The organism is Thermodesulfobacterium hveragerdense DSM 12571, from assembly GCF_000423845.1.
Taxonomy (GTDB): Bacteria; Desulfobacterota; Thermodesulfobacteria; order Thermodesulfobacteriales; family Thermodesulfobacteriaceae; genus Thermodesulfobacterium; species Thermodesulfobacterium hveragerdense.
The window spans coordinates 1-21,698 of record NZ_AUIT01000029.1 but is presented as its reverse complement, the minus strand read 5'-3'; the positions used below and the strand labels follow the sequence as shown (position 1 = coordinate 21,698).

22 protein-coding genes are annotated in these 21,698 nt (G+C 38.3%); 8 read left to right on the top strand and 14 right to left on the bottom strand.

Going from position 1 to position 21,698, the window contains the following annotated elements; translation table 11 throughout:
- Positions 1-83: 83 nt before the first annotated feature.
- Positions 84-203, bottom strand: coding sequence for a transposase (locus G580_RS11350; RefSeq protein ID WP_083960773.1), 120 nt, complete (start codon positions 201-203; stop codon positions 84-86).
- Positions 204-350: 147 nt separating this feature from the next.
- On the opposite strand from G580_RS11350, the gene G580_RS0108030 reads away from it, so the two are divergent.
- The 6 genes from G580_RS0108030 to G580_RS11110 all read left to right on the top strand — a co-directional run bounded on the left by G580_RS0108030 (position 351) and on the right by G580_RS11110 (position 9,515).
- Complete coding sequence (locus tag G580_RS0108030; RefSeq protein ID WP_245542861.1) at positions 351-1,226, top strand: SPL family radical SAM protein; 876 nt, start codon at positions 351-353, stop codon at positions 1,224-1,226.
- 22 nt (positions 1,227-1,248) lie between these two features.
- A complete protein-coding gene (gene uvrB / locus G580_RS0108025; RefSeq protein ID WP_028841730.1) occupies positions 1,249-3,255 on the top strand; it encodes an excinuclease ABC subunit UvrB in 2,007 nt (668 codons plus the stop codon).
- Positions 3,256-3,276: 21 nt separating this feature from the next.
- Positions 3,277-4,656: a 16S rRNA (cytosine(967)-C(5))-methyltransferase RsmB gene (gene rsmB / locus G580_RS0108020; protein ID WP_028841729.1), complete on the top strand. Its 1,380-nt coding sequence runs from the start codon at positions 3,277-3,279 to the stop codon at positions 4,654-4,656.
- Positions 4,657-4,687: 31 nt separating this feature from the next.
- A complete protein-coding gene (locus G580_RS0108015) occupies positions 4,688-5,209 on the top strand; it encodes a ferritin (protein ID WP_028841728.1) in 522 nt (173 codons plus the stop codon).
- A gap of 23 nt (positions 5,210-5,232) precedes the next feature.
- Complete coding sequence (gene dnaE / locus G580_RS0108010) at positions 5,233-8,655, top strand: DNA polymerase III subunit alpha (protein WP_028841727.1); 3,423 nt, start codon at positions 5,233-5,235, stop codon at positions 8,653-8,655.
- A 134-nt stretch (positions 8,656-8,789) separates the two neighbouring features.
- Complete coding sequence (locus tag G580_RS11110; RefSeq protein ID WP_051173307.1) at positions 8,790-9,515, top strand: CBS domain-containing protein; 726 nt, start codon at positions 8,790-8,792, stop codon at positions 9,513-9,515.
- On the opposite strand, the gene G580_RS0108000 is transcribed toward G580_RS11110, so the two are convergent.
- From G580_RS0108000 to trpB, 11 genes are all read right to left on the bottom strand, one after another.
- The gene (locus G580_RS0108000) at positions 9,498-10,322 is read right to left on the bottom strand and encodes an EAL domain-containing protein (RefSeq protein WP_028841726.1); all 825 of its coding nucleotides are present in this window, start codon (positions 10,320-10,322) and stop codon (positions 9,498-9,500) included. The two genes, G580_RS11110 and G580_RS0108000, sit on opposite strands and share 18 nt — an antisense overlap.
- Positions 10,294-11,298 (bottom strand): GGDEF domain-containing protein, encoded by a 1,005-nt coding sequence (locus G580_RS10545; RefSeq protein WP_169357121.1) that lies wholly within the window; start codon positions 11,296-11,298, stop codon positions 10,294-10,296. Before G580_RS10545 ends, G580_RS0108000 begins: the two co-directional genes overlap by 29 nt.
- A 59-nt stretch (positions 11,299-11,357) precedes the next feature.
- Positions 11,358-11,924, bottom strand: coding sequence for a hypothetical protein (locus G580_RS0107990; protein WP_028841725.1), 567 nt, complete (start codon positions 11,922-11,924; stop codon positions 11,358-11,360).
- Between the two features lie 116 nt (positions 11,925-12,040).
- Positions 12,041-12,466: an arsenate reductase/protein-tyrosine-phosphatase family protein gene (locus G580_RS0107985; RefSeq protein ID WP_028841724.1), complete on the bottom strand. Its 426-nt coding sequence runs from the start codon at positions 12,464-12,466 to the stop codon at positions 12,041-12,043.
- Between the two features lie 62 nt (positions 12,467-12,528).
- Positions 12,529-13,203: a Crp/Fnr family transcriptional regulator gene (locus tag G580_RS0107980; RefSeq protein WP_038041916.1), complete on the bottom strand. Its 675-nt coding sequence runs from the start codon at positions 13,201-13,203 to the stop codon at positions 12,529-12,531.
- Between the two features lie 25 nt (positions 13,204-13,228).
- Positions 13,229-13,861 carry a flavodoxin family protein gene (locus tag G580_RS0107975; RefSeq protein WP_028841722.1) on the bottom strand — a complete coding sequence of 211 codons (633 nt, stop codon included), beginning with the start codon at positions 13,859-13,861 and terminating at the stop codon, positions 13,229-13,231.
- 328 nt (positions 13,862-14,189) lie between these two features.
- Complete coding sequence (dapA, locus tag G580_RS0107970; protein ID WP_028841721.1) at positions 14,190-15,071, bottom strand: 4-hydroxy-tetrahydrodipicolinate synthase; 882 nt, start codon at positions 15,069-15,071, stop codon at positions 14,190-14,192.
- A gap of 18 nt (positions 15,072-15,089) precedes the next feature.
- Positions 15,090-15,947 carry a diaminopimelate epimerase gene (gene dapF, locus G580_RS0107965; RefSeq protein ID WP_051173265.1) on the bottom strand — a complete coding sequence of 286 codons (858 nt, stop codon included), beginning with the start codon at positions 15,945-15,947 and terminating at the stop codon, positions 15,090-15,092.
- Between the two features lie 57 nt (positions 15,948-16,004).
- Positions 16,005-17,084, bottom strand: coding sequence for a 3-dehydroquinate synthase (gene aroB / locus G580_RS0107960; protein WP_028841719.1), 1,080 nt, complete (start codon positions 17,082-17,084; stop codon positions 16,005-16,007).
- 1 nt (position 17,085) lies between these two features.
- Positions 17,086-17,889, bottom strand: coding sequence for a tryptophan synthase subunit alpha (trpA, locus tag G580_RS0107955; RefSeq protein ID WP_028841718.1), 804 nt, complete (start codon positions 17,887-17,889; stop codon positions 17,086-17,088).
- A 5-nt stretch (positions 17,890-17,894) separates the two neighbouring features.
- The gene (trpB, locus tag G580_RS0107950; RefSeq protein WP_028841717.1) at positions 17,895-19,085 is read right to left on the bottom strand and encodes a tryptophan synthase subunit beta; all 1,191 of its coding nucleotides are present in this window, start codon (positions 19,083-19,085) and stop codon (positions 17,895-17,897) included.
- Positions 19,086-19,252: 167 nt separating this feature from the next.
- On the opposite strand from trpB, the gene G580_RS10540 reads away from it, so the two are divergent.
- On the top strand, positions 19,253-20,221 hold the full coding sequence (locus G580_RS10540) for an NAD-dependent epimerase/dehydratase family protein (RefSeq protein ID WP_051173263.1): 969 nt from the start codon (positions 19,253-19,255) through the stop codon (positions 20,219-20,221).
- Here the strand turns inward: G580_RS10540 and rfbF are convergent.
- Positions 20,170-20,895 (bottom strand): glucose-1-phosphate cytidylyltransferase, encoded by a 726-nt coding sequence (rfbF, locus tag G580_RS0107940; protein ID WP_028841716.1) that lies wholly within the window; start codon positions 20,893-20,895, stop codon positions 20,170-20,172. The two genes, G580_RS10540 and rfbF, sit on opposite strands and share 52 nt — an antisense overlap.
- A gap of 186 nt (positions 20,896-21,081) precedes the next feature.
- Here rfbF and G580_RS10535 point away from each other — a divergent pair, with 186 nt between their 5' ends.
- Positions 21,082-21,420 carry an adenylyl-sulfate kinase gene (locus G580_RS10535; protein WP_051173261.1) on the top strand — a complete coding sequence of 113 codons (339 nt, stop codon included), beginning with the start codon at positions 21,082-21,084 and terminating at the stop codon, positions 21,418-21,420.
- Here the strand turns inward: G580_RS10535 and G580_RS11525 are convergent.
- On the bottom strand, positions 21,350-21,698 hold a 349-nt coding region (locus G580_RS11525), incomplete at its 5' end, for a transposase (protein WP_169357119.1). The genes G580_RS10535 and G580_RS11525 overlap by 71 nt on opposite strands.

Below are 21,698 nucleotides of genomic sequence, written 5' to 3'. Positions count from 1 at the left end.
CTTCTTGGGATGTCGAATCGTTTACATAGGACTGCTATGGGAATGTTGAATTGATGGAGGCCTTTAAATTTTTGTCTGAAGCCTTAGATGTTGTTAGGATTGATGCCGTATTTTCTTGCTACGGAAGCCACTGAATTGTTTGGGAGGTCTGCCTCGGCGAGGATTTTAATGATTTGCTCGGTTGAGAATTTGGTTTTACGCATGCTTTTTATCCCCTTTTTTAAAATTTTTCACACCATTCTACATTATAACTGTCTCAAAAATGAGGAGCACTTCAGATCCTATCAACATAAAAAATAAATATAGCTCAAATTAGACACTAGAGTTCCTTGGTTGAATTTTGGAGTAGGGTGTTTATATTTAAAATCGCTATGCCATATATTTCTCTCTTTGATCCCTGGAAATCCCCTCTTTGTACCTGCCCTCCCAAGTATTCTTTAAATCCTTATACTGGATGTGGACATGGGTGCCTTTATTGTTATGCCAGCACTTTCATTAAGGACTTTTACTCCCCACGCCCTAAAAAAGAGTTTTTAAAAAAGTTAGAAAAGGAGTTGCCTAAACTTCCCCCTGAAAGCCTTATTTCTCTCTCTAACTCTTCAGACCCTTATCAACCTTTAGAAAAGATTCACAAATCTACCAGGATGTTTTTAGACCTAATTAAAGGATTTCCTTTGAAAGTGCTTATCATTACCAAATCAAACCTTGTGCTAAGGGATATAGACCTTTTGAAAAAACTAAGGGTTGCTGTAGCCATCACCATCACCACTAAGTCTTATCAGGAAAGGCTTGAACCTGGGGCTCCGCCTTTTGAAGAAAGGCTTTTAGCTTTAAAGGTTCTCTCTCAAGAAGGAATCCCTACCATCGTTAGGATAGACCCTATTATCCCTGAGATTAACGAAGAAGAGGCTTTAGAGGTTTTAACCGAGGTATTGCCTTTTGTTAAGCATGTGGTGGTAAGTACCTATAAAGCCAAGCCGCAGTCGTTAAAACGGTTAATAAAAGCCTTTCCTGAAAAGGCAAAAACCTTAACAGCTTTTTATCTTCAAAAGGGAGAAAGGAAAAAAGGTGGTATCTATCTCCCAGAGGAGATAAGAAGAAGCCTTATAGAAAAGATACATAATAAGGTTAGCCAGACAAAAGAAGTTAGCTTTGCTACCTGTCGAGAAGGTTTGGTAGATTTTGCTTTTCAGGGAAGATGTGATGGAAGTTTTTTGTTAAACTAAAGGGTTATCAGGTAGGAGGGATATGGAGAGAAAAAAGGTAAAGTTTAGATTAAAAGCTGAGGTAGAGCCTAAGGGAGATCAGCCACAGGCTATAAAAGAGCTGGTAGAAGTGGTTCTTAGAGGGGGGAAACATCAGGTACTTTTAGGGGTTACCGGTTCAGGTAAAACCTTTACCATGGCTAATGTTATCGCTCAGGTAGGCAGACCTACTTTAGTGATTGCCCCTAACAAAACCTTGGCAGCTCAGCTTTACAACGAGTTTAAAAAACTCTTTCCTGAAAACGCGGTAGAATATTTTGTCTCTTATTATGATTATTACCAGCCTGAGGCTTATGTTCCGGTTACAGATACCTACATAGAAAAAGATGCTTCCATCAACGAGTTGATCGACCGTTTAAGGCATTCGGCTACAGCCGCGGTGCTTTCAAGAAGAGACGTGATTGTCGTTGCCAGTGTATCCTGTATTTACGGCTTGGGGTCGCCTCATGAGTATTTTCAAAAACATCTTTATTTAAGACGCGGACAAACCATCTCTCGAGATGAGTTGTTAAGGGCGTTGGTTACGATGCATTATGAAAGGACTGAGCTTGAGTTTACCAGAGCGACCTTTAGGGTAAGAGGGGATATAATAGAGATTTTCCCTGCAAACGAAGAAAAACGAGCGGTAAGGATCTCTCTCTGGGGAAACGAATTAGAAGAAATAAAAATCATAGATCCCTTTAGAGGGAAGGTATTAGGTAAGGTGAATGAGGTGCTTATTTTCCCTGCAAGCCACTATGTTACTTCAGAGGATAAATTAAAGGTAGCCATAAAAGGGATAAAAAAGGAATTAAAAGAGCGGGTTGAATGGTTTAGGTCGCAAGGTCAGTATCTTTATGCAGAAAGACTTGAGAAAAGAACCTTGTATGATCTTGAGCTTTTAGAAGAGATAGGTTATTGCAAAGGAATTGAAAATTACAGCAGGTATTTAGACGGAAGAAAACCAGGAGAGCCTCCTTATACCTTGCTTGACTACTTTCCAGACGACTTTTTGATCTTCATAGACGAAAGCCATATAACCATCCCTCAGTTAAGAGGAATGTATCGAGGTGATCGTAGCAGAAAGGAAACCTTGGTAGAATATGGATTTAGACTGCCTTCAGCTCTTGATAACCGTCCTTTGACCTTTGAAGAGTTTGAAGAAAGGGTTAATCAGGTAATCTATGTTTCTGCTACCCCAGGAGAGTATGAACTCGAAAAAGCACAGGGGAGAGTAATAGAGCAAATCATTCGCCCTACCGGGCTTCTTGACCCTAAGGTAGAGATCAGGCCTTCTGAAAATCAGGTGGAAGACCTGTTTTTTGAAATAAAAAAGCGGGTAGAAAAAAACGAAAGGGTTCTTGTGTGCACCCTTACTAAAAGGATGGCTGAGGAGCTTACAGACTATTATCAGGGCCTTGGTATTAAGGCTTGTTATATGCATTCTGACTTAAAGACCCTTGAAAGGGCAAGGATAATAAGAGATTTACGAAGAGGAGTTTATGACGTCTTGATAGGGATAAACCTTTTGAGAGAAGGGTTAGATTTACCAGAGGTTTCTTTGATTGCTATTTTGGATGCAGACAAAGAGGGTTTTTTGCGGTCAGAGAGAAGTCTTATCCAGATGATAGGAAGGGCTTCAAGGAACGTAAACGGAACAGCCATTCTTTACGCTCAAACCATAACTCCAGCCATAGAAAAAGCCGTAAAAGAAACCGAACGCAGGCGTAAAATTCAGGAGGAATATAATAAAAAGCATGGTATTATTCCCCAAACCGTGGTAAAATCCTTAGATGATCCTCTTATGAAAATAGTAGAGGCGGATTTTGTAGATTTAGAAAAGGTTATCGAGGTCTCTGAAAGTTTTGAGAGCTTGGAAGCTCTAAAACAGGAGATAGCAAGGATAGAAAAGGAAATGAAAGAAGCAGCCAAAAGTTATGAGTTTGAGAAAGCCGCAGTCTTGAGAGACAGGCTTTTTACCTTAAAACAAATGGCCCTTCAGTGGGAATAACGATTTTAGGCCCTTAGCACCATGCCAAGACTATCGAAAACCAACCCAAGAGCAGTAGCTTTAAAAATCCTTATTCGCTGGGAAAAAGGAAAGCCACTTTTAGACGAGGTCCTCTCGCAGGTCCTTACTAAAAGTGTATTGCCAGATGAAAGGGACAGAGCTTTGGTTAGTGAACTGGTAAATGGGGTGGTTAGGTATCTCTATTACCTTGATTTTATCCTTGCAAGGTTTTCTGAACATCCTTTAGAAAAAATGGACCCAGAGGTCAGAAACATACTTCGTTTAGGTGCTTATCAACTTCTTTACACCCGGATCCCAGAAAGAGTAGCTATAGCAGAAAGTCTTAAAATCCTTTCTGCAAGAAGGAGAGGGGCCTGGATAAGAGGGCTGGTAAATGCAGTATTACATAAAGTGCTTGAGAATAAAGATAACTTACCAGAACCCCCTGATTTTAATGAGGTATATTATCTTTCAGTAAAATATTCCTTTCCTGAATGGTTGGTAAAAAGGTGGCTTCAAAGGTTTGGGAGAGAAGAAACTGAGGCTTTGCTGCGTGCAAGCAACGAAAGGTCCCCTTTAGTAATAAGGGTTAATACTTTAAGAGTTTCTCGAGACAGTCTTTTGGTGTATTTGCAAAAAGATGAAGTTCCTACAGCTAAACCTTGTCCTTATTCCCCTTCAGGGATTATATTAGAAGGTTTTAGAGGAAAGATCACTGAACTTAAACCTTATCATTTCGGCTGGATAAGTGTGCAGGATTCTGCCAGCCAGCTGGTAGGGTTTTTGTTAAATCCCAAACCAGGGGCTAAGGTTCTTGATGCCTGTGCAGGGGTGGGAGGTAAAACCACTCATATGGCGGAGCTTATGCAGGATAAAGGTACCATCTGGGCTTTTGACCTCTATGAATGGAGGTTGGAAAAACTAAAAGAGAATTTTCAAAGATTAGGTTTAAAACTTCCTAAGGTATTTGTGGGGGATGTGGTAGAAAAGCTTAAAGAGTTGCAACCTCCTTTTTTTGATTATATTTTAATAGATGCTCCTTGCACTGGAACGGGAGTGATAAGAAAACATCCAGACGTTAAATGGGCTCGTACTGAGGAAGATTTTTTAAGGGTACCCGAAAGGCAATTAAGACTTCTTGAAGGGTTAGCCCCTTTTCTTAAAAAAGGTGGTATAATGGTATATGCAACCTGTAGTTTAGAGCCTGAAGAAAACGAACAGATAATAGAAAGGTTTTTACAGTCCCATCCAGAGTTTATGCTGGAAGATCCTGCTAAAGTGCTTAGCAAAACCTGTCCAGAAAAAGTAAAAGAACTCTGTGTAGAAAATAAATACTTAAGAACCTACCCCAATAAACACGGATTAGATGGATTTTTTGCCGTAAGGTTAAGAAAGGTTTAAAATATATAAAGCTAAAAAGGAGGAAATTCCTATGAAAAAAGAAATCGAGGCAGCCTTAAACGAACAGATTAAGTGGGAAATTTATTCAGGGTACTTATATCTTTCTATGGCAGCCTATTTTGACGATTTAGGGTTAGATGGGTTTTCTAAATGGATGAAGGCTCAGACAGCAGAAGAGTTTATGCATGCGATGAAATTTTACAAGTTTGTCGTAGAAAGGGATGGTAAAGTGATTTTACAAGAAATTCCAGCACCGCCTAACAAGTGGGATTCCCCTGAAGCTGTTTTTGAGTTTGCCTATAATCACGAAAAAGAAGTAACCAAAAGAATAAACCAACTGGTAAGTTTAGCTAAAAAACTGGAAGATTACGCAACCGATAATTTCCTTCAGTGGTTTGTAAACGAACAAGTAGAAGAAGAAGCCTCTTTTAAAACTATCCTCTCTAAACTAAAACTTATAAAAAACGACCCTCAAGCCCTTTTTTATTTAGATAAAGAGCTTGGCCAGAGACCTTTAGACTTAAATCAGCTTTTTTTAACCCCTACTGAATAGTTTATTTTTTTGAACGTAGCCTTATGGGGGAGTTTGTTCACCTTCATCTTCATACTGAATGGAGTCTCCTTGACGGTGCTATCCGTATTAAAGACTTAGTAAATAGGCTCTTAGACTATCAGCTTCCTGGCTGCGCTATCACCGACCATGGCACTTTATATGGAATCATTCATTTTTACAAGGCTTTAAAAGAAGCAGGTTTAAAGCCTATTATCGGATGCGAGTTCTACGTAGCAGAAAATTCAAGATTTGATAAAAAGGTTGCTAAGCGCGGAGAGGCAGGACATCATCTGGTTCTTTTAGCCAAAGATGAGGTAGGATATAAAAATTTAATCAAACTTGCCTCTCAAGCCTATTTAGAAGGTTTTTACTATAGGCCTAGGATAGATAAAGAACTTTTGGTTAAACACCACGAAGGGCTAATAGCCCTTTCTGCCTGTTTAGAAGGGGAGATTCCTAAACTTATCCTTTTCAACCAGATTGACAAAGCCATAGAGGTAGCTAAGTGGTATAAAGGTTTGTTTAAGGAGAATTTTTATCTTGAGGTTCAGCGAAATGGTCTTTCAGAACAGGAGGTCTGTAACCAAAAAATCTTAGAGATAGCAGAGAAACTCAAAATAAAATGTATAGCTACTGCAGATTGTCATTATTTAGACAAAGAAGACGCATTGGCCCATGAGGTGTTGCTTTGTATTCAGACAGGGCACAAGCTTTCTGACCCAGACCGGTTCAAGTTTAACACCGATATGCTCTATTTAGCAAGTGCTGAAGATATGGCCCAGAGGTTTCAAGATCTGCCTTCGGAGGTGCTTACCAACACCTTGGAGGTTTTAGAAAAGGTAAACTTAAAGCTTAAAACAGGAGAAATACTTTTTCCCAAGGCTAAAGTCCCTGAAGGAGAAACCGCTGAAAGTTTGTTTAGGAAAAAGGCTAAAGAGGGTCTTGAAAAAAGACTATCTGAGTTAGAAGAAACAGGACAACTTGCTGCCGAAAAGGAGGTTTATCGTCAAAGATTAGACGAAGAGTTAGAGGTTATCATCGAAAAAGGTTATGCCAGTTATTTCCTTATCGTTTCTGATTTTATAGAATGGGCACGGTCAAAAGGGATCCCTGTGGGACCAGGAAGAGGGTCTGCTGCCGGGGCCCTCACCTCTTATGCCTTAGGGATTACCAACCTTGATCCTATCAGATGGGGCCTTCTTTTTGAGAGGTTTTTAAACAAAGAACGTCCCAGTCTTCCTGATATAGACGTTGATTTTTGCAAAGAAAGAAGAGATGAAGTGATAGAGTATGTAGCTCAGACTTATGGAAGAGAGTACATCGCTAAAATTGCTACCTTTGGTCAGTTAAAAGCAAGACAAGTGGTGAGAGACGTAGGCCGAGTCCTTGGTTTTAAACCTAAGGAAATAGACCCTATTGCTAAGATGATAAGTCCAGAACTTGATGTGTCTTTAGAAAAAGAGCTTGAAAGGCCAGAGTTTCAAGAACTTATGCAAAAGAATGAAGAGATAAGAAAGCTTTTTACCCTGGCTAAAAGGCTTGAAGGCCTTCCAAGACATGCAAGTCAGCATGCAGCAGGGGTTATTATCTCAGGTAAACCCATCATAGAGGTAGCCCCTTTGATGAAGGTAGAAGAACAGGAAATAGTCGTTCAGTTTGACATGAAGGCCTGTGAAGCTGTTGGGCTTATTAAGTTTGATTTTTTAGGACTTAAGACCCTTACCATCATAGATAAAACCCTTAAACTTATCAAAAAGTATGAAGGAATAGACCTTGATTTAAACCGTATTCCTCTTGATGACCCCAAAACTTTTGAACTGTTAAGGGCTGGCGAAACTGACGGAGTCTTTCAATTAGAATCTCAAGGGATGAAAGACCTTTTAAGAAGGCTTAAACCCTCTGACTTTAACGACCTTATCGCAGTCTTAGCCCTTTATCGTCCTGGTCCTTTAGAAGGTGGGCTGGTAGACCAGTATATCGAAACCAAACACGGAAGAAGGAAGCCAGAATATCTACATCCGCTTTTAGAGCCTATTTTAAAAGAAACCTATGGAGTGATCGTTTACCAAGAACAGGTTATGCAAATAGCCCAGGTGATGGCTGGTTATACCCTGGGAGAAGCCGACCTTCTTAGACGGGCTATCGGAAAAAAACAAAAGGAATTAATGGAAAGTCTAAAAGAAGAGTTTGTCAAAAGGTCTGTATCAAGAGGGATTCCTGAAAACACTGCCCACACAGTATTTGACCTTATAGAAAAATTTGCTGACTACGGATTTAACAAAAGCCATTCAGCAGCTTATGCTTTAGTAGCTTATCAAACAGCTTATCTAAAAGCCCATTACCCTGTTTACTTTATAGCTTCTATCCTTACTTACGAGGTTGATAAAAGAGAAGAGGTAAGTAAATACATTTCTGTAGCCAGTGAGATGGGTATCCCTATCCTTCCTCCAGATATTAACTTAAGTGAGACAGGTTTTTCCGTAGAAAAAGGCTCTATCCGAATAGGACTTCAAGCGGTAAAAAACGTAGGAGAAGAGGCAGTAAACGAAATTATCAACAAACGTCCTTATAGTTCTTTCTGGGATTTTTGTAATAAAGTAGACACCAAAAAAGTAAACCGAAAAACCATAGAAGCTTTGATAAAAGCTGGTGCTTTTGATAGCTTAGACCCTAACAGAGCTAAACTAATGCATAATCTCCCTTCTATCCTTTCAGTTACCACCCAAAATAAATTTTCCTCTCTTTTTGGACAAGCTACTCTTTTAAATCCGTCTACTTCCTATACCTTAGAAGAGGTACCTGAATGGGACTTAGACTCAAGGCTTTCTTTCGAAAAAGAAAGTCTTGGTTTTTATCTTTCAGACCATCCGGTAAAACGACTACGACCTTTTATAGAAGTGTTTACCCCTTATAACTTAGAAAATCTTTTTCAAGTAGAAGACGGCGCTCAGGTGGTGTTGCTTGGATTGATTTCAGAGATAAAGCTTAAACAGACAAAAAACGGGGATAAAATGGCTATACTTACGATAGAAGACGAGTTTTCTTCGGAAAGGGCTCTGGTTTTCCCCAATCTTTACAAACAAAATTTTTCTGTGTTGTCCGAAGGATCTATTCTCTGGCTTAGGGTTGCCGTAGACAGAGATGATGATTCCTTAACCCTTTTAGTAGAAGACCTTGCTCCTTTTAATGACTTTAGATTTTTTAAAGAAGGTGTTGTTAACGTTTATGTACCTCATACCTTGGCAAACAGACAATTTTTAGAGTTTTTAAAAACCTTTATCACCAAAGAAGAAAAGAATGCTCTCCCTTTCCGCCTTCAAATCACCTACCCTGATGCCATCGTAAACTTTGAGATAAACGGATATAAGCTTTTACTTTCTCAGGAAAATATCTCTTTCCTTTTTGATAACTTTTCTCAGGTAAAACTAGTCTTTACAGAATCATAAATAAAATAAAACCTCACCAAGAATATTTTTTTATAAAAGAGTTACAAAAGCCTCTTGATTCAGTCATTGAAATTCCTATAATAAAAAAATATATAGCACAGGTTTTTAAAAATTTAACACAAAGGGGGGGTAGAATGCTTGTTAAAGATTGGATGACAGAAAACGTAGTAACCTTAGAAGAAGATGAAACCTTAGAAAAAGCCTTTAAGCTTTTAGAAGATTTCAGGACCTTTAGAAAGATCCCTATCACTAAAGACGGCAAACTTACCGGTATCATAACCCTTACCGACATAAAAGGATTACTACCTTATAAAGCTAAAGAAATCATCAAAGATCCCAAGTTTGAAGAGTTTTTTCAGGAGTTAAAAAATATTCCAATAAAACAAGTTATGACCAAAGATCCTATTTATACCTATCCAGATGAAACCATAGAGAAAGCCTCTGTCATCATGCTTGAAAATAAAGTTTCAGGCCTACCTGTGGTAGATAGAACTCACCGGGTGGTTGGGATCATAACTGAGACGGATATTTTCAGGTTTTATACCTTAGTTTCTGGGGTTTATTTTGCTCCTTATTTGATGGGAGCTCTTATCGGGTGTGTAGACGACATAAAAAGCATAAGAGATGTACTTAATAACAAGATAGGAGCTAAAATTTCAAGCATCATCATGTGGGACGCTCTATTTTTGTTAAGTCATGATACAAACCTTAAAGATGTAATGGTGAGGTTTCAGGTGAGTAAGATATTATCAGATGTAGAGAGCATGGTAAAAGAAGCTTTTAGTGATTATGAAACCATCAAAGTACTTTTTGTCCGAAAAGATACGATAGAGGATGTTCCTTCAAGGAGATGGAAATAGAGCGTTAAGTACTTCTGCGGTTTTCGGATTAGAGCCTATTATGTCTAATTCTTTAAGCCTTTTTTCTGCTAAAAAACAAGCTTCTTTTGGGTTGGGATTAGGATGGGCAAAAAGATATCCTTGTACTAAGGCAATTTTTTGAACTTTTAAGAGAAGAGCTTCCTCCCAGGTTTCCACTCCTTCTGCAACGGTAAAAAACCCTATTTTTTGGCTTAAAATATACATAACTTCTAAAAGTTTTTGTTTTTTTGGACATTTATGTAATTCCTGGATAAACGATTTAGCTAATTTTACGTAATGTATATCAAGAAGCACCAACCTTTCTAAATTTGAATGTCTAATCCCAAAATCATCGAGAGCGATTAAAAACCCATAGTTTAGATATTTTTCTACAAAAGAAATTAATTTTTCAGTATATACGATTTTAGCCTCACTGATTTCCACTACGATATTTTCAGGACTTATCCCATAATATTCAGCTTTTTTCTTAATCCACTTAGTACCTGCAAGGCCGAGGTCTATAGTTTCACTGTTGATGTTTAGAAAAAGTAAAAAATCTTTTTCTAAGTTAAAATCCTTAAACTTTCTCATGGCTAACTCTTTACATGTGCGGTCAAACTCTATTAAACTTTCATACTTTTTGGCAATCTCAAACAAAACATTGGGAGGGATTATCAGATTTTTTTCGCGGTTAATACCCCTTACCAAAGCTTCAAAGCCTAATACTTTCTTTGTAGCCAGATTTACTACAGGTTGAAAGTAGATATCTAGGTTTTCTTTATTGAGAAACACACTCATTTCTTTCATCTAAAAACTCCTTCTTTATAATTTTATCTTTTCTTCTATCCTTAAAGATTACCGAAGTCCCTGTTTCCCGAGATAACGACTTAGCTTTAGCTTTTACCTCTGAGGATATTGAGGCTAAATGAGCATAAGAGGTTATCTCCCTGGTTAGACTGCTTACTATGGCAAAGGTCAGAGAAAGTAGAGGGAAGTTTTTTTCTTTACCCTCTCTGTCTTTAGAAAGATAACATCCAGTTAAAAAGTCTTTTCCATGAAAATCTGGCAAAAGTTTTTCAAATTCCTCTTTAATCTTTTCTGCTATTTCTAAGGAAGCCTCTGGTGGGCATATTACTATAAAATCATCCCCTCCGATATGGCCAACAAAAGTGTTTCTCTTTGCACTCACTGTTTTTTTTAAGATGTTACCAAGAGATATGATTACCTCATCACCCTTAGCAAATCCATATTTATCGTTAAAGGGTTTGAAATGGTTTATGTCTATGTAAATTACGTCAAAATCTTCCATTTTTGATATTTTTTCTTCTATTACATTTTTGATAGCCCAATTCCCAGGAAGGCCTGTAAGAGGATTAGCATCTTTGGCAAGCATCAGCGATTTTTGAGCTAAGGCCTCTATCAAAAGAGACACCGATACCACCCCTAAATACCTTCCTTTTTCTACTACGATTATGTCATCATAAGTATGAGGATAGGTTCTATTTTGTAGTTGCATCGCAGCTTCTTCTATGGTATTAGAAGCCTCAAGGGTTAAACCTGGGGGTTCCATCACATCTCTTACCTTTTTATTCCCATTTAGATGGATTCCGTATCCATACTTTCCTAAAATGATACGCTCTAAAAACCTTCTTCTCTGGAGTTGTCCTACCACAAAATTATCATAGTTTATGACTGGAAAGAGATTAAAGTTTTCATCTTTCATAAAAACTAAAAAGGCTTCTCTGACAAACACTTCAAAATGAATCGGGGGAACCTTAATCACAAGGTCTCTAAGTCTACGGTCTAAATTTAAAAAATACATATCCATAGTTATGGGTATGTTTAGGCAACCAAATAGGCTTTTTGAGGATTATAAAAAGGTTTTAAATATCCTGACTCTAAGTTTCTCTTAGTTAGATATTCCTTGGGACCACTTATTAAATAAAGACTTAAATCTCCTATGGGAGGTATTCTATAACTAAAAGAAAGGTTTAACATTCCAGAAAAACTTTGAGATAAATTAGAAGACATGAAAAATTCTTGAGTTTTAATACAAAACTTTAGGTTCTTTTGATTTAATCTATCTAATACCTTCTGGGTTAATTCCTGAATAATTTCTTGAAAAGACTTTAAACAGAAAGGCTCTAAATTTTTAAGCAGGTTAAAGTCTATCATAAAATGTGGATATACCTTTTTGGCATACTGGATTACTAGTTTTTTTTCAGCAGTTATCACCATGATTAGCCCTAAGAGATCGTTTTCATACCACCCTTTGTAGGAAAAATCTTTTAGGTTCGCTACTTTTTGATAGTTAAAAAATTCTGTCAAAACAGGAGATTTATCAAAAACTTTTAGTCCCCAATCTTTTATACAACTTCTAATTAGGCTTATAAAAAACTCCTGGTTCATAAGTCACCTCCTTGTGATGTTTTGGGGTATTTTGTTAATAAGAAAGATAAAAGAGAAAGGTTAAAACTATGTTAAGAGGTTTTTAAATTTTTGTAAAACTTAGGGATATATGAAGTTTATGAGTTTTTAAGGGAAAGAATAAGGTTTTTAACTTTTTCTTTTATTTCATCTCTGACCTTGCGAAAAATTTTTAATCTTTCTTCTTCAGTTCCCTCGACTTTAACAGGGTCAGGAAGTCCCCAGTGTTCTCTTTTATGGGCAGGAACATAAGGGCAGGTTTCTTTACCGTCTCCACAAAGGGTTATCACTAAATTAATCTGATCAAACGGGATTTCCTGAAAAGATTTGGGCCGTTGGTAAGATAGATCTATCCCTTCTTCAGCCATAACCTTTATGGCTAAGGGGTTTATGCTTGGAGCAGGGTTTGAACCAGCTGAGAATACTTCTATATTCATCTTATATAGATTTGCAAAATGTTTAGCATAACCTTCAGCCATCTGGCTTCTTGCAGAGTTTTCTGTACAGATAAAGGCTATTTTTATCAAGTGTCCTCCCCTTTTTATACGGCAAAGCTGTTGTATGTTTAACTTCAAAATAGGCTTAGTTAGGTTAAAACACTATCATTAACCCAGATCTGTTTGCCATCAACCTTGATAAATCCATCTTCCTCAAGTTTCTTTAAAAGCCTTGAAAGAGTTTCTGGGGTAATACCTAACAGCAAGGCTAATTGAGATTTAGGGATTTCAAGTTTTACAAGTCTTTCTGGAGAAGCCTTGGCAGTGTGATAAAGAAACTTTAAAAGTCTCTCCTTGGCATCTTTTAAAGTTATATTCTCAAGGCTATGGAGCAAGTCCTTTATTTTTAAGGCAAAGACAGATAGAAGAGTAAGGCATAAATCTGGTGATCTCCCGATCAAGCTTTTAAAAAGTGTTTTTTCAAAAAATATTAATTCGCTCTCTGTAAGAGCCTGCGCCCAGGCAGGATATTCTTCTACCCCAGCCAATACTATTTCTCCGAAAATTTCCCCAGACCCTAAGATATGTACTACCATTTCTTTGCCTTCTGGAGAAAGTTTATAGATTTTTATACAGCCGTCTTTTACCAAATAAAATCCTGTAGCTCTGTCTCCTTCAGCAAAGATATGTTCTTTTTTGGAAAATTTTTTGACCATTGCGATGTTGCTAAGTTTAGAGAGATCATTTTCAGACAGCCGATTAAAATAGAAGGTACTTTTTAAGAAAGATTTTAAATCTTCGTTTTGGGAAGCCTTATGTTCCACGTGGAACACCTTTTTTAAAGAAGAATTATCTTATAAAATTGGTAAATATTTTGGGCTCTATTTCTGGACTCAAGCTTTTCGCCTTTTTCCCTTGGGTAGTCTTGAGTAGCCAGACTAAATTTTTGGCTAAAATTCTTACTATTTGTTTTCCTTCTTCGTCCTGTAAAACCTCTCCAGGACTGAGACCAAAAACTCCATTCCAGTAGTTAGAGGTAGCTACCACCATTTCTGCGTAAGTTAAGTAATGTAAAAGTTGGTCGTAAGTAGCAACACCTCCTGCCCTTCTGCAAACCGCGATAGCAGCTCCAACCTTGTGCCTAAAAAGATTGCCGTTTACCGCAGAAACCAGAAAAGCTCGATCTAAAAAGCATTTCATCGTCCCTGCTATCCCAGAAAAATAAACAGGAGATGCCAAAACTATGCCGTCAGCTTTTTTCATCATCTGAATCCAATCGTTTACCTCATCCTCTATAACACACCTTTCGTTCTGTTTTTTTCTGCAGGTATAACAGGCAAGACATCCTCTGATAGCTTTATCTCCAACCTGAATGATTTCGGTTTTTATCCCTTGAGAGGTTAGTTCGTCTGCCAAGAGTTCAAGCACTTTTTGGGTGTTTCCTTGCTTCCTTGGACTTCCGTTAAAGGCAATTACTTTCATTGCATCTCCTCCTGTCTCTAAAGAGTCGTTTTCTATTATATTACCATCTGTTTTACTTTTTGAAAAGCTTGAAGCCTATCAACAGATAATTTGATGAGACCTCGTAATTTTTTGTGTGTATGGAGAAAGCGTACTAAAAATTAGAGGCTTAGAAAAAGTTGATGTTTTCTTTTACCTTAAACACTTTTGTGTCTTTGTTTAGTGATTTTTGATTTTTCAATAAAAATTTTAGACGGATATGTATATATCCAGTTATTTTGAGCCTGAACTTTAAATAAAACAGACAGGGCCAAATGTTCCACGTGGAACATTTGGCCCAAAGAGGGGATTAGATAAGCTTGTATTTTTCTTTCAAGAGTTTCTTTAATTGCTCTGCAGAAGCTTCTGTTAACCCAGCAAGAGGGAGTCTTACTTCAGGGGTTTCAATCCTTCCCATCAGCCAAAGGGCATGTTTAGCAGGTGCAGGGTTAGTTTCTATAAACATAGCCTTATATAGCGGATAAAGATAGAGGTTTAGTTCGTTGGCCTTGGTGATATCCTCGTTTAGGGCATAACGCATAAGTTCTGCCATTTCTTTTGGGGTTACGTTGGCAACCACCGAAATGACCCCCTTACCTCCTAAAAACACCGTAGCCAGGGCAGTAAAGTCATCCCCAGAAAGCACGATAAAATCTTTGGGACATTTCATTAAAATTTCGGTAATCTGTTTAATATCCCCACAGGCTTCTTTGATGGCGATGATGTTTTCTATTTCTGCCAGTTTGGCGGTGGTATCAGGGAGCATGTTTACCGAGGTTCTCCCAGGCACATTATATAAGATGATAGGTATTTTGGTTTGTTTAGCGATGTAGCTATAATGAGCATAAAGTCCATTCTGGGTTGGTTTTTTGTAATAAGGGGTCACGATAAGGGCTGCATCAAACCCCATCTCTTCTGCAAGCTTGGTATATTCAAGAACCCTTGCGGTGTTGTTTGTCCCTGTACCAACAATAAGAGGCACCTTCCCTTTGGCCTCTTCAAGGGCTATTTCCATAACCCTTTTTCTTTCTTCTTTTTCCAAGGTTGCGGCTTCTCCTGTTGTCCCAAGGACAAGGATTCCGTCTGTGCCTTGTTGAAGGTGCCAGCGGATTAGTCCTCTCAAAGAGACTTCATCTACCTTTCCATCTTTAAAAGGAGTAACTAAGGCTACTATAGAGCCCTGCAGATTCATTTTTAATGCCCTCCTTGTTTATTTTAGTGCGTCTTCAAAAAATAATCCTTTAAACACCAAAAGGGTATCTCCTTCTAAGTAGATTTTATTCTCATTTTCGTCAATGTAAATGGTTAAAAGCTCCCCACCTCTGGTAAGAACATTAACCGGAGAGTTTACCAGACCAAGTTTATAGGCTATATAAGCTGAAGCTGCAGAACCAGTCCCACAGGCAAGTGTTTCTCCCTCAACCCCTCTTTCGTAAGTCCTTATCTGGATGATCTTTTGGCCGTTTTTTTCTACGAGGTTTATAAAATTAACGTTGGTGCCTGCTGGGCTAAAGACTTCGTGGTATCTTATTTTGGGTCCTATCTTGGTTACAGGTGCGTTTTCTATGTCTTCCCAGAAGATAACCGTATGAGGGACCCCAGTGTTTACAAAATGGGCTAAAAACCAATCATAGTCTGTGCGTAAAACCAGGTTGAGCCTTAGGTCCTTGGGAGAGGTAAGAGCAACCTTTACGCGTTTCCCTTTAACTTCAGCGTAGATCAGACCTGCTTTGGTTTCAAAATAAAAAGGGCTTTCAAAAAGTCCAAGTTCTGTGACAAGCCTTGCCACACATCTTGCACCATTTCCGCACATTTCGGCTTCGCTTCCGTCAGAGTTAAAAAACCTCCAGGCAAACTTAGCCTGGGGATTTGATGATTTTTCAAGCAAGATAAGACCATCTGCTGATACAGAAAATTTAGGACGACAGAGCTTTTGGGCAAGTTCTCTCCCTTCTTCTGGAGAGATCTCACCACTAAAGTTTAAAATAACTATAAAGTCGTTTCCTGAAGCACAAAGTTTATAAAAACTTATTCCCTCTTTTTCAGACTCAAGTCTTTCAATACTCATAAAAAACCTCGTATGTTATATTATACGATAATACTACTATTAATATATTTTACAATTTTAACTTAATTCTTTTAAAGTTTCAAGAATTTCTTTTATATGAGGGTCTTCATAGAAGCAATATTTTCCTATACGCTTAAGAAGGACTATAGTCAGTTTCCCCTGGGCAACCTTCTTATCTTTTGAAAGGTGTTTTACCACTTGTTGAGGGGATAGATTAGAAGGAAGGTTGAGAGGATAGGAAAGATTAGCTAAAAGATTTTTTAAAGGTGAAAAAACCTCTTTTTCTGCAACTCCAAGTTTTTCTGAAAGTTTTGCCTCGGCAAGCATCCCTAAGGCTACTGCCAGCCCATGAGGGATAGAATAGTTTAATTCAGTTTCCAGGGCATGTCCGATGGTATGCCCAAAGTTTAGAACTTTTCTTATTCCTGATTCTTTTTCATCTTTGGAAACCACATAAGCTTTAGTTTTACAGCTTTCATAGATAAGGTATTGAAGGTCTTCGGGGTTTAGCTGGAAAAGCTCTTTTCCTTTTTTAGAGATAAAGGAAAACAACCTTCTCTTTAGGATACAGCCATACTTTATTACCTCAGCAAGTCCGTTTTGGATTTCACTTTTAGGTAAGGTTTTCAAAACCGCGGGATCGATGTAAACCCTACTCGGTTGGTAAAAGGTGCCGATAAGATTTTTGCCTTCAGGCAGATCGACCCCGGTTTTACCTCCAACAGAAGAGTCTACCTGAGAAAGAAGGGTAGTTGGTACCTGCACATATTTTACCCCTCTAAGATAGATACTTGCCAGAAAACCCGTGATGTCTCCTACTACTCCCCCTCCAAGAGCAATCAGAAGGTCTTTTCTATCAAACCTTTTTTGGATAAGCCTTCTGGCTAAAGATATCACCGTCTCGATGGTTTTAGACCCTTCTCCAGGAGGAAAAGAGAAAAGTTCAGCTTTGATTCTTGCTTTATAAAGCTGTAACAAAAGTTTTTCTCCGTAAAGAGCTTTTACCGTATCATCGGTTATGATAGCTACTTTACCAAAGTTAAAAGAGGCTTTTAGGTCTTCAGCTATTTCATCAAAGATATAAGGTTTGATAAATATCTGGTAAGATGGTTTAGTTTTAACAGTAATCACAGACATGTTACAGATTTTTTAGGTTTTTCAAGAAGGTTTTTATTTCCTTAGGTGAGTTTTTCCCCTTTTCTTCTATGATCTTTACGATGGCACTACCGATGATAAAGGCGTCTGTGTACGGAGAGAGAAGTTTTATTTGTTCTCTTTTTGAGATGCCAAAACCAACGGCTAAAGGTAGGTTGCTCCCGCAAAGATTTTTAGTGGTTTTTAGTCGATATGCTAAGTCTTCTGGGAGAGAGTCTCGGGCCCCTGTTATACCTGTGATAGAAACGTAGTAAAGAAATCCTTTGGTGTGTTTGACGATTTTTTGGATGCGCTCTTTAGATGACGTAGGGGTTGCAAGAAAGATGGTGGCAAGACCTGAGTTTTGGTTTGCCTTTATCCAAGGTTGGGCTTCTTCTATAGGTAGATCTGGGATGATAAAACCAGCAAGACCTGATTTTAAGGCATGTTCTACGGTATTCCCCAACCCAAACCGGTAGATAATGTTATAATAGGTCATGCAAACAATGGGATGAGGGAATCCTTTTTGATTGAGTCTTGAGATAAAATCAAAATAGGCTTCAAAGGTAGGTTGATGTTCAAGGGCTCTCACGATAGCTTTTTGGATGGTGGGACCATCTGCTACAGGGTCTGAAAAAGGGAAACCTAACTCGATACAGGCTGGTTCAACCTCAGCCAATTCCCAGAGGATAGCCTCTGTGGTTTCAAGGTCAGGGTCCCAGCAGCAGATGTAAGGAATGACAGCTACCTCACCTTTAGATTTAATGGTATTTATAGCCTTTTTTATCAAAGAGGCGTTTTTTTTCATCAAGCTTAGTTTCCCTCTATGTATTCTCTTACAGAGGAAACGTCTTTATCTCCTCTTCCAGAAAGGGTTATCACCACGATGGTGTCTTTAGGGAGGTCTTTAGCAATTTTTATCAGATAGGCTATAGCATGGGCGGACTCTAACGCAGGGATTATGCCTTCTTTTTCAGAAAGTAGTTGAAAGGCCTCAAGGGCTTCTTCATCGGTAACTGACACATATTCAGCCCGGCCTGAGTCTTTAAAATAGGCATGTTCAGGCCCTACTCCTGGATAATCAAGCCCAGGGGCTATAGAGTGAGCTCCTTTTATCTGCCCTACCTTATCTTGAAGTAGATAGGTAAGCATCCCATGTAAAACCCCAGGTTCTCCTACGGCTAAGGTAGCTGAATGATGGTCTGTATGTAAGCCTACTCCTGCGGCTTCAACCCCGATAAGTCTTACCTGAAGGTCCTGCCTAAAGGGATAAAAAGTCCCCATGGCATTAGATCCTCCTCCTACACAGGCAAGCACTAAATCAGGGAGACGTCCTTCTTTTTTTAGGATCTGTTTTTTTATCTCAATCCCGATAATACTTTGGAAATCTCTTACCACCATCGGGTAAGGATGAGGCCCTACCACTGACCCTATTACGTATAAAGTAGAGCTTACGTTAGTAACCCAATCTCTCAGGGCTTCGTTTATAGCGTCTTTTAAGGTTTGAGTACCAGAATACACAGGGACTACTTCTGCTCCTAAAAGCTTCATCCTGAAAACATTCAATTTTTGTCTTTCAGTGTCTTTAGCCCCCATGTAAACTACACACTTTAGGCCTAAAAGCGCACAGGCAGTGGCTGTAGCTACCCCATGTTGCCCTGCTCCTGTTTCGGCAATAATCCGGTTTTTCCCCATCCTTTTAGCCAAAAGAACCTGACCGATGGTGTTGTTGATTTTGTGGGCTCCGGTATGAAGAAGGTCTTCTCTTTTTAAGTAGATTTTGATCTTTCTCCCAAAGTAAGAGGAAAGATTTTGGGCATAATATAGAGGGGTTGGTCTTCCGGCATATTCTTTAAGTAGGTATTGCCATTCTTTCCAAAAAGAGGGATCTTTTTTTACTTTCAGATAAGCCTTTTCAAGGTCGTAAAGAAGGGGAATTAATGTTTCAGGGACAAACCTTCCTCCAAACTTCCCAAAATATCCTCTTCGGTTAGGAACCTTCATCTTGGTTTGATAGTATACTTCTTTTTTTAGGTTTTTGCAACTTTTTAAGTTTGTTTGAAAAATGTATTTTGTTTAAGTTAACAAGAAAATTCTTCAAGGTTTTTGGTTGACGTTTGACAAAGGAGAGGCTATTCTAAACTAAAATAATAGAAAAGACAGCATTAAAGATGAGAGCTTTTGTAACCGGGGCTACAGGATTTATAGGAAGTCATCTGGTAAGGAGGTTATTATATGAAGGATGGGAAACTGCTGTTTTAATCAGGCATGATAGTAATCTTTGGAGGATTAAAGACATAGTTTCTAAGATGCGGCTTATTTATGGAGATTTAAAGGAGATTGAGAAGGTAAAATTAGAAATTCAGGGGTTTAATCCTTCTGTAGTTTTTCATCTTGGATGGAGTGGGGTAAAAAACAGGGATTTTAATAATCCCGAACAGATACAAAACCTTGTGGGCACGCTAACCTTGTTAAAGATACTAAAAAATTCTGATTGTCAGGTATTTGTAGGGTTAGGGTCTCAGGCTGAATATGGGGTGTATAACGAACCGATCGAAGAGGATTTTTGTCCTAAGCCTGTTACTCTTTATGGTTTAACCAAGTTATGTACCGGGATGTTAGTCAAAAAACTTTGCGAGTTGTATGGTATTAGGTTTGTTTGGTTGCGTTTATTTGGGGTTTATGGTCCTGCAGACAATCCTTCTTCCTTGATTTCTTATGTGATACTGAGTTTGCTTAACAGAGAAAAACCAGCCCTTACCAAGGGAGAGCAAAAATGGGATTATCTTTATGTAGATGATGTGGTGGAGGCTATTTATAGGGTGGCTGTTTTTGAAAAGGTTCAGGGTGTTTTTAACTTAGGTTCTGGCAAGGTCCATCAGATAAAGAGTATTGTAGAACAGATAAGAGATTTGATCAATCCATCGGTGGGATTGGGCTTGGGTGAAATTCCTTATGATTTCAACCAAACGATGTATCTACAAGCTAAGGTTGATAAGTTAAAAAAGGAGATTAATTGGTATCCCAAGATATCTTTAGAAGAGGGATTAAAAAGGACGGTAGATTGGTATCAAGAACACAAGCAGATTTACCAGACCTTCCAAGGGGGGGTACCGCTTTTCCAGAGGTCATCTAAATAAAGCTTGTCTGCAAGGGTTTCCATCGAGTACCAAAATCCTGTATAGGTGTATGGAACAAGTTCTTCTTTTTTAGCTAAAATTTTAGTAACGTCATTCCAGTCGGTATGGTCATCCTCTATCAATTCCAATACTTTATGTGAAAGTACAAAAAACCCCCCACTTATCCAGCTACCAGGTTCAAAAGGTGAGTTAAACCTAGGAGGTGCTTTAACAGAAAGAAAAGTAGCAAGTTTGCCATGTTTTTTATGAAAAGCTATTTCATCTTGAATGTTTACGTCGCTTAGACAGTCCCCGTAGTTAAAACAGAAGATTTCTTCTCCTTCCAAGTATTTAGCAACCCTTTTAAGCCTACCTCCTGTTTGGGTAAACTCTCCTGTGTCAACCAAGGTAACCGTCCAGGGCTCAATTTGAGAGTTATGTATTATCATTTGATTAGACTTTAGGTCTATCGTTATGTCTGAGGTATGGATGAAGTAGTTGGCAAAGAATTCTTTGATAATATGACCTTTGTATCCGCAGCAGATGATGAAGTCGTTTATTCCGTGGGCTGAGTAGATCTTCATGATGTGCCATAGGATGGGTTTTCCTCCGATTTCTACCATGGGTTTGGGCTTAAGATGGGTTTCTTCAGCAAGCCTTGTGCCTAACCCTCCGGCAAGGATCACTACTTTCATATGGATCTCCTCTTAGTTTTTTGCACCAAACTCTATTTGAAGTATACTGTATCTTTAGTTTTTAGGGTATACCTGTTGGTGACCTAATTTTTAACTGTTGAAAGAATATAACCGATAAGGTATAGTGATTGGTATAATTTTAAAAACATATTTGTGTAGATATCTTTTTTAACAGAGAGTTTATGGATGAGTGCTTATTTTAAGGAAAATAAAGGGGTGTGCGTCTGGTTTACCGGGCTTCCGTGTGCAGGCAAGACGACAATCAGTAAAAGATTATATGAAGTCCTTGTAAGAGGGAACTTTAAAGTTCGTCTGTTTGATGGAGATGAGGTAAGGAAGACCATTTCAAAAGACTTAGGTTTTTCTCGAGAAGACAGAAGAGAAAATGTATTAAGGGTTGCCAAAATTGCCAAAGACCTTGTAGATCAGGGGTATATAGTTATATGGACACTTGTCAAGAGAATTGTGTCTCCTTATAAAATCTCTTTACAAACATTTGCCTCAATTCGTATAAAGCAGACTTAATTAAAGGAAGTGGTTTTTGCCATCTCGTTTTCTGAATCCGACTTACTGTTATGTATATCGCAACCTCTGCTGTCTTGATTGATTGAAAATATCCCCCTGTATTTACCCTTATCAGCTCTATCCTGCTATTTATATTCTCAACCACATTCGTCGTGTATATATACCTCCTCACCCCCTCAGGATATTTCTTATAAACAAAATAATGCTCCTTCTTTTTCAAAAGTCCCTTTATATAAGCTGGATACTTCTTCTCATAACTCTTACATAATTCCTCAAAT

Coding starts and splice junctions, on each gene's coding strand:
- G580_RS11350 (WP_083960773.1), bottom strand. CDS start 203: ATGCGTAAAACCAAATTCTCAACCGAGCAAATCATTAAAATCCTCGCC.
- uvrB (WP_028841730.1), top strand. CDS start 1,249: ATGGAGAGAAAAAAGGTAAAGTTTAGATTAAAAGCTGAGGTAGAGCCT.
- rsmB (WP_028841729.1), top strand. CDS start 3,277: ATGCCAAGACTATCGAAAACCAACCCAAGAGCAGTAGCTTTAAAAATC.
- G580_RS0108015 (WP_028841728.1), top strand. CDS start 4,688: ATGAAAAAAGAAATCGAGGCAGCCTTAAACGAACAGATTAAGTGGGAA.
- dnaE (WP_028841727.1), top strand. CDS start 5,233: ATGGGGGAGTTTGTTCACCTTCATCTTCATACTGAATGGAGTCTCCTT.
- G580_RS11110 (WP_051173307.1), top strand. CDS start 8,790: ATGCTTGTTAAAGATTGGATGACAGAAAACGTAGTAACCTTAGAAGAA.
- G580_RS0108000 (WP_028841726.1), bottom strand. CDS start 10,322: ATGAAAGAAATGAGTGTGTTTCTCAATAAAGAAAACCTAGATATCTAC.
- G580_RS0107990 (WP_028841725.1), bottom strand. CDS start 11,924: ATGAACCAGGAGTTTTTTATAAGCCTAATTAGAAGTTGTATAAAAGAT.
- G580_RS0107975 (WP_028841722.1), bottom strand. CDS start 13,861: ATGAAAGTAATTGCCTTTAACGGAAGTCCAAGGAAGCAAGGAAACACC.
- dapA (WP_028841721.1), bottom strand. CDS start 15,071: ATGAATCTGCAGGGCTCTATAGTAGCCTTAGTTACTCCTTTTAAAGAT.
- dapF (WP_051173265.1), bottom strand. CDS start 15,947: ATGAGTATTGAAAGACTTGAGTCTGAAAAAGAGGGAATAAGTTTTTAT.
- aroB (WP_028841719.1), bottom strand. CDS start 17,084: ATGTCTGTGATTACTGTTAAAACTAAACCATCTTACCAGATATTTATC.
- trpA (WP_028841718.1), bottom strand. CDS start 17,889: ATGAAAAAAAACGCCTCTTTGATAAAAAAGGCTATAAATACCATTAAA.
- trpB (WP_028841717.1), bottom strand. CDS start 19,085: ATGAAGGTTCCTAACCGAAGAGGATATTTTGGGAAGTTTGGAGGAAGG.
- G580_RS10540 (WP_051173263.1), top strand. CDS start 19,253: ATGAGAGCTTTTGTAACCGGGGCTACAGGATTTATAGGAAGTCATCTG.
- rfbF (WP_028841716.1), bottom strand. CDS start 20,895: ATGAAAGTAGTGATCCTTGCCGGAGGGTTAGGCACAAGGCTTGCTGAA.
- G580_RS10535 (WP_051173261.1), top strand. CDS start 21,082: ATGAGTGCTTATTTTAAGGAAAATAAAGGGGTGTGCGTCTGGTTTACC.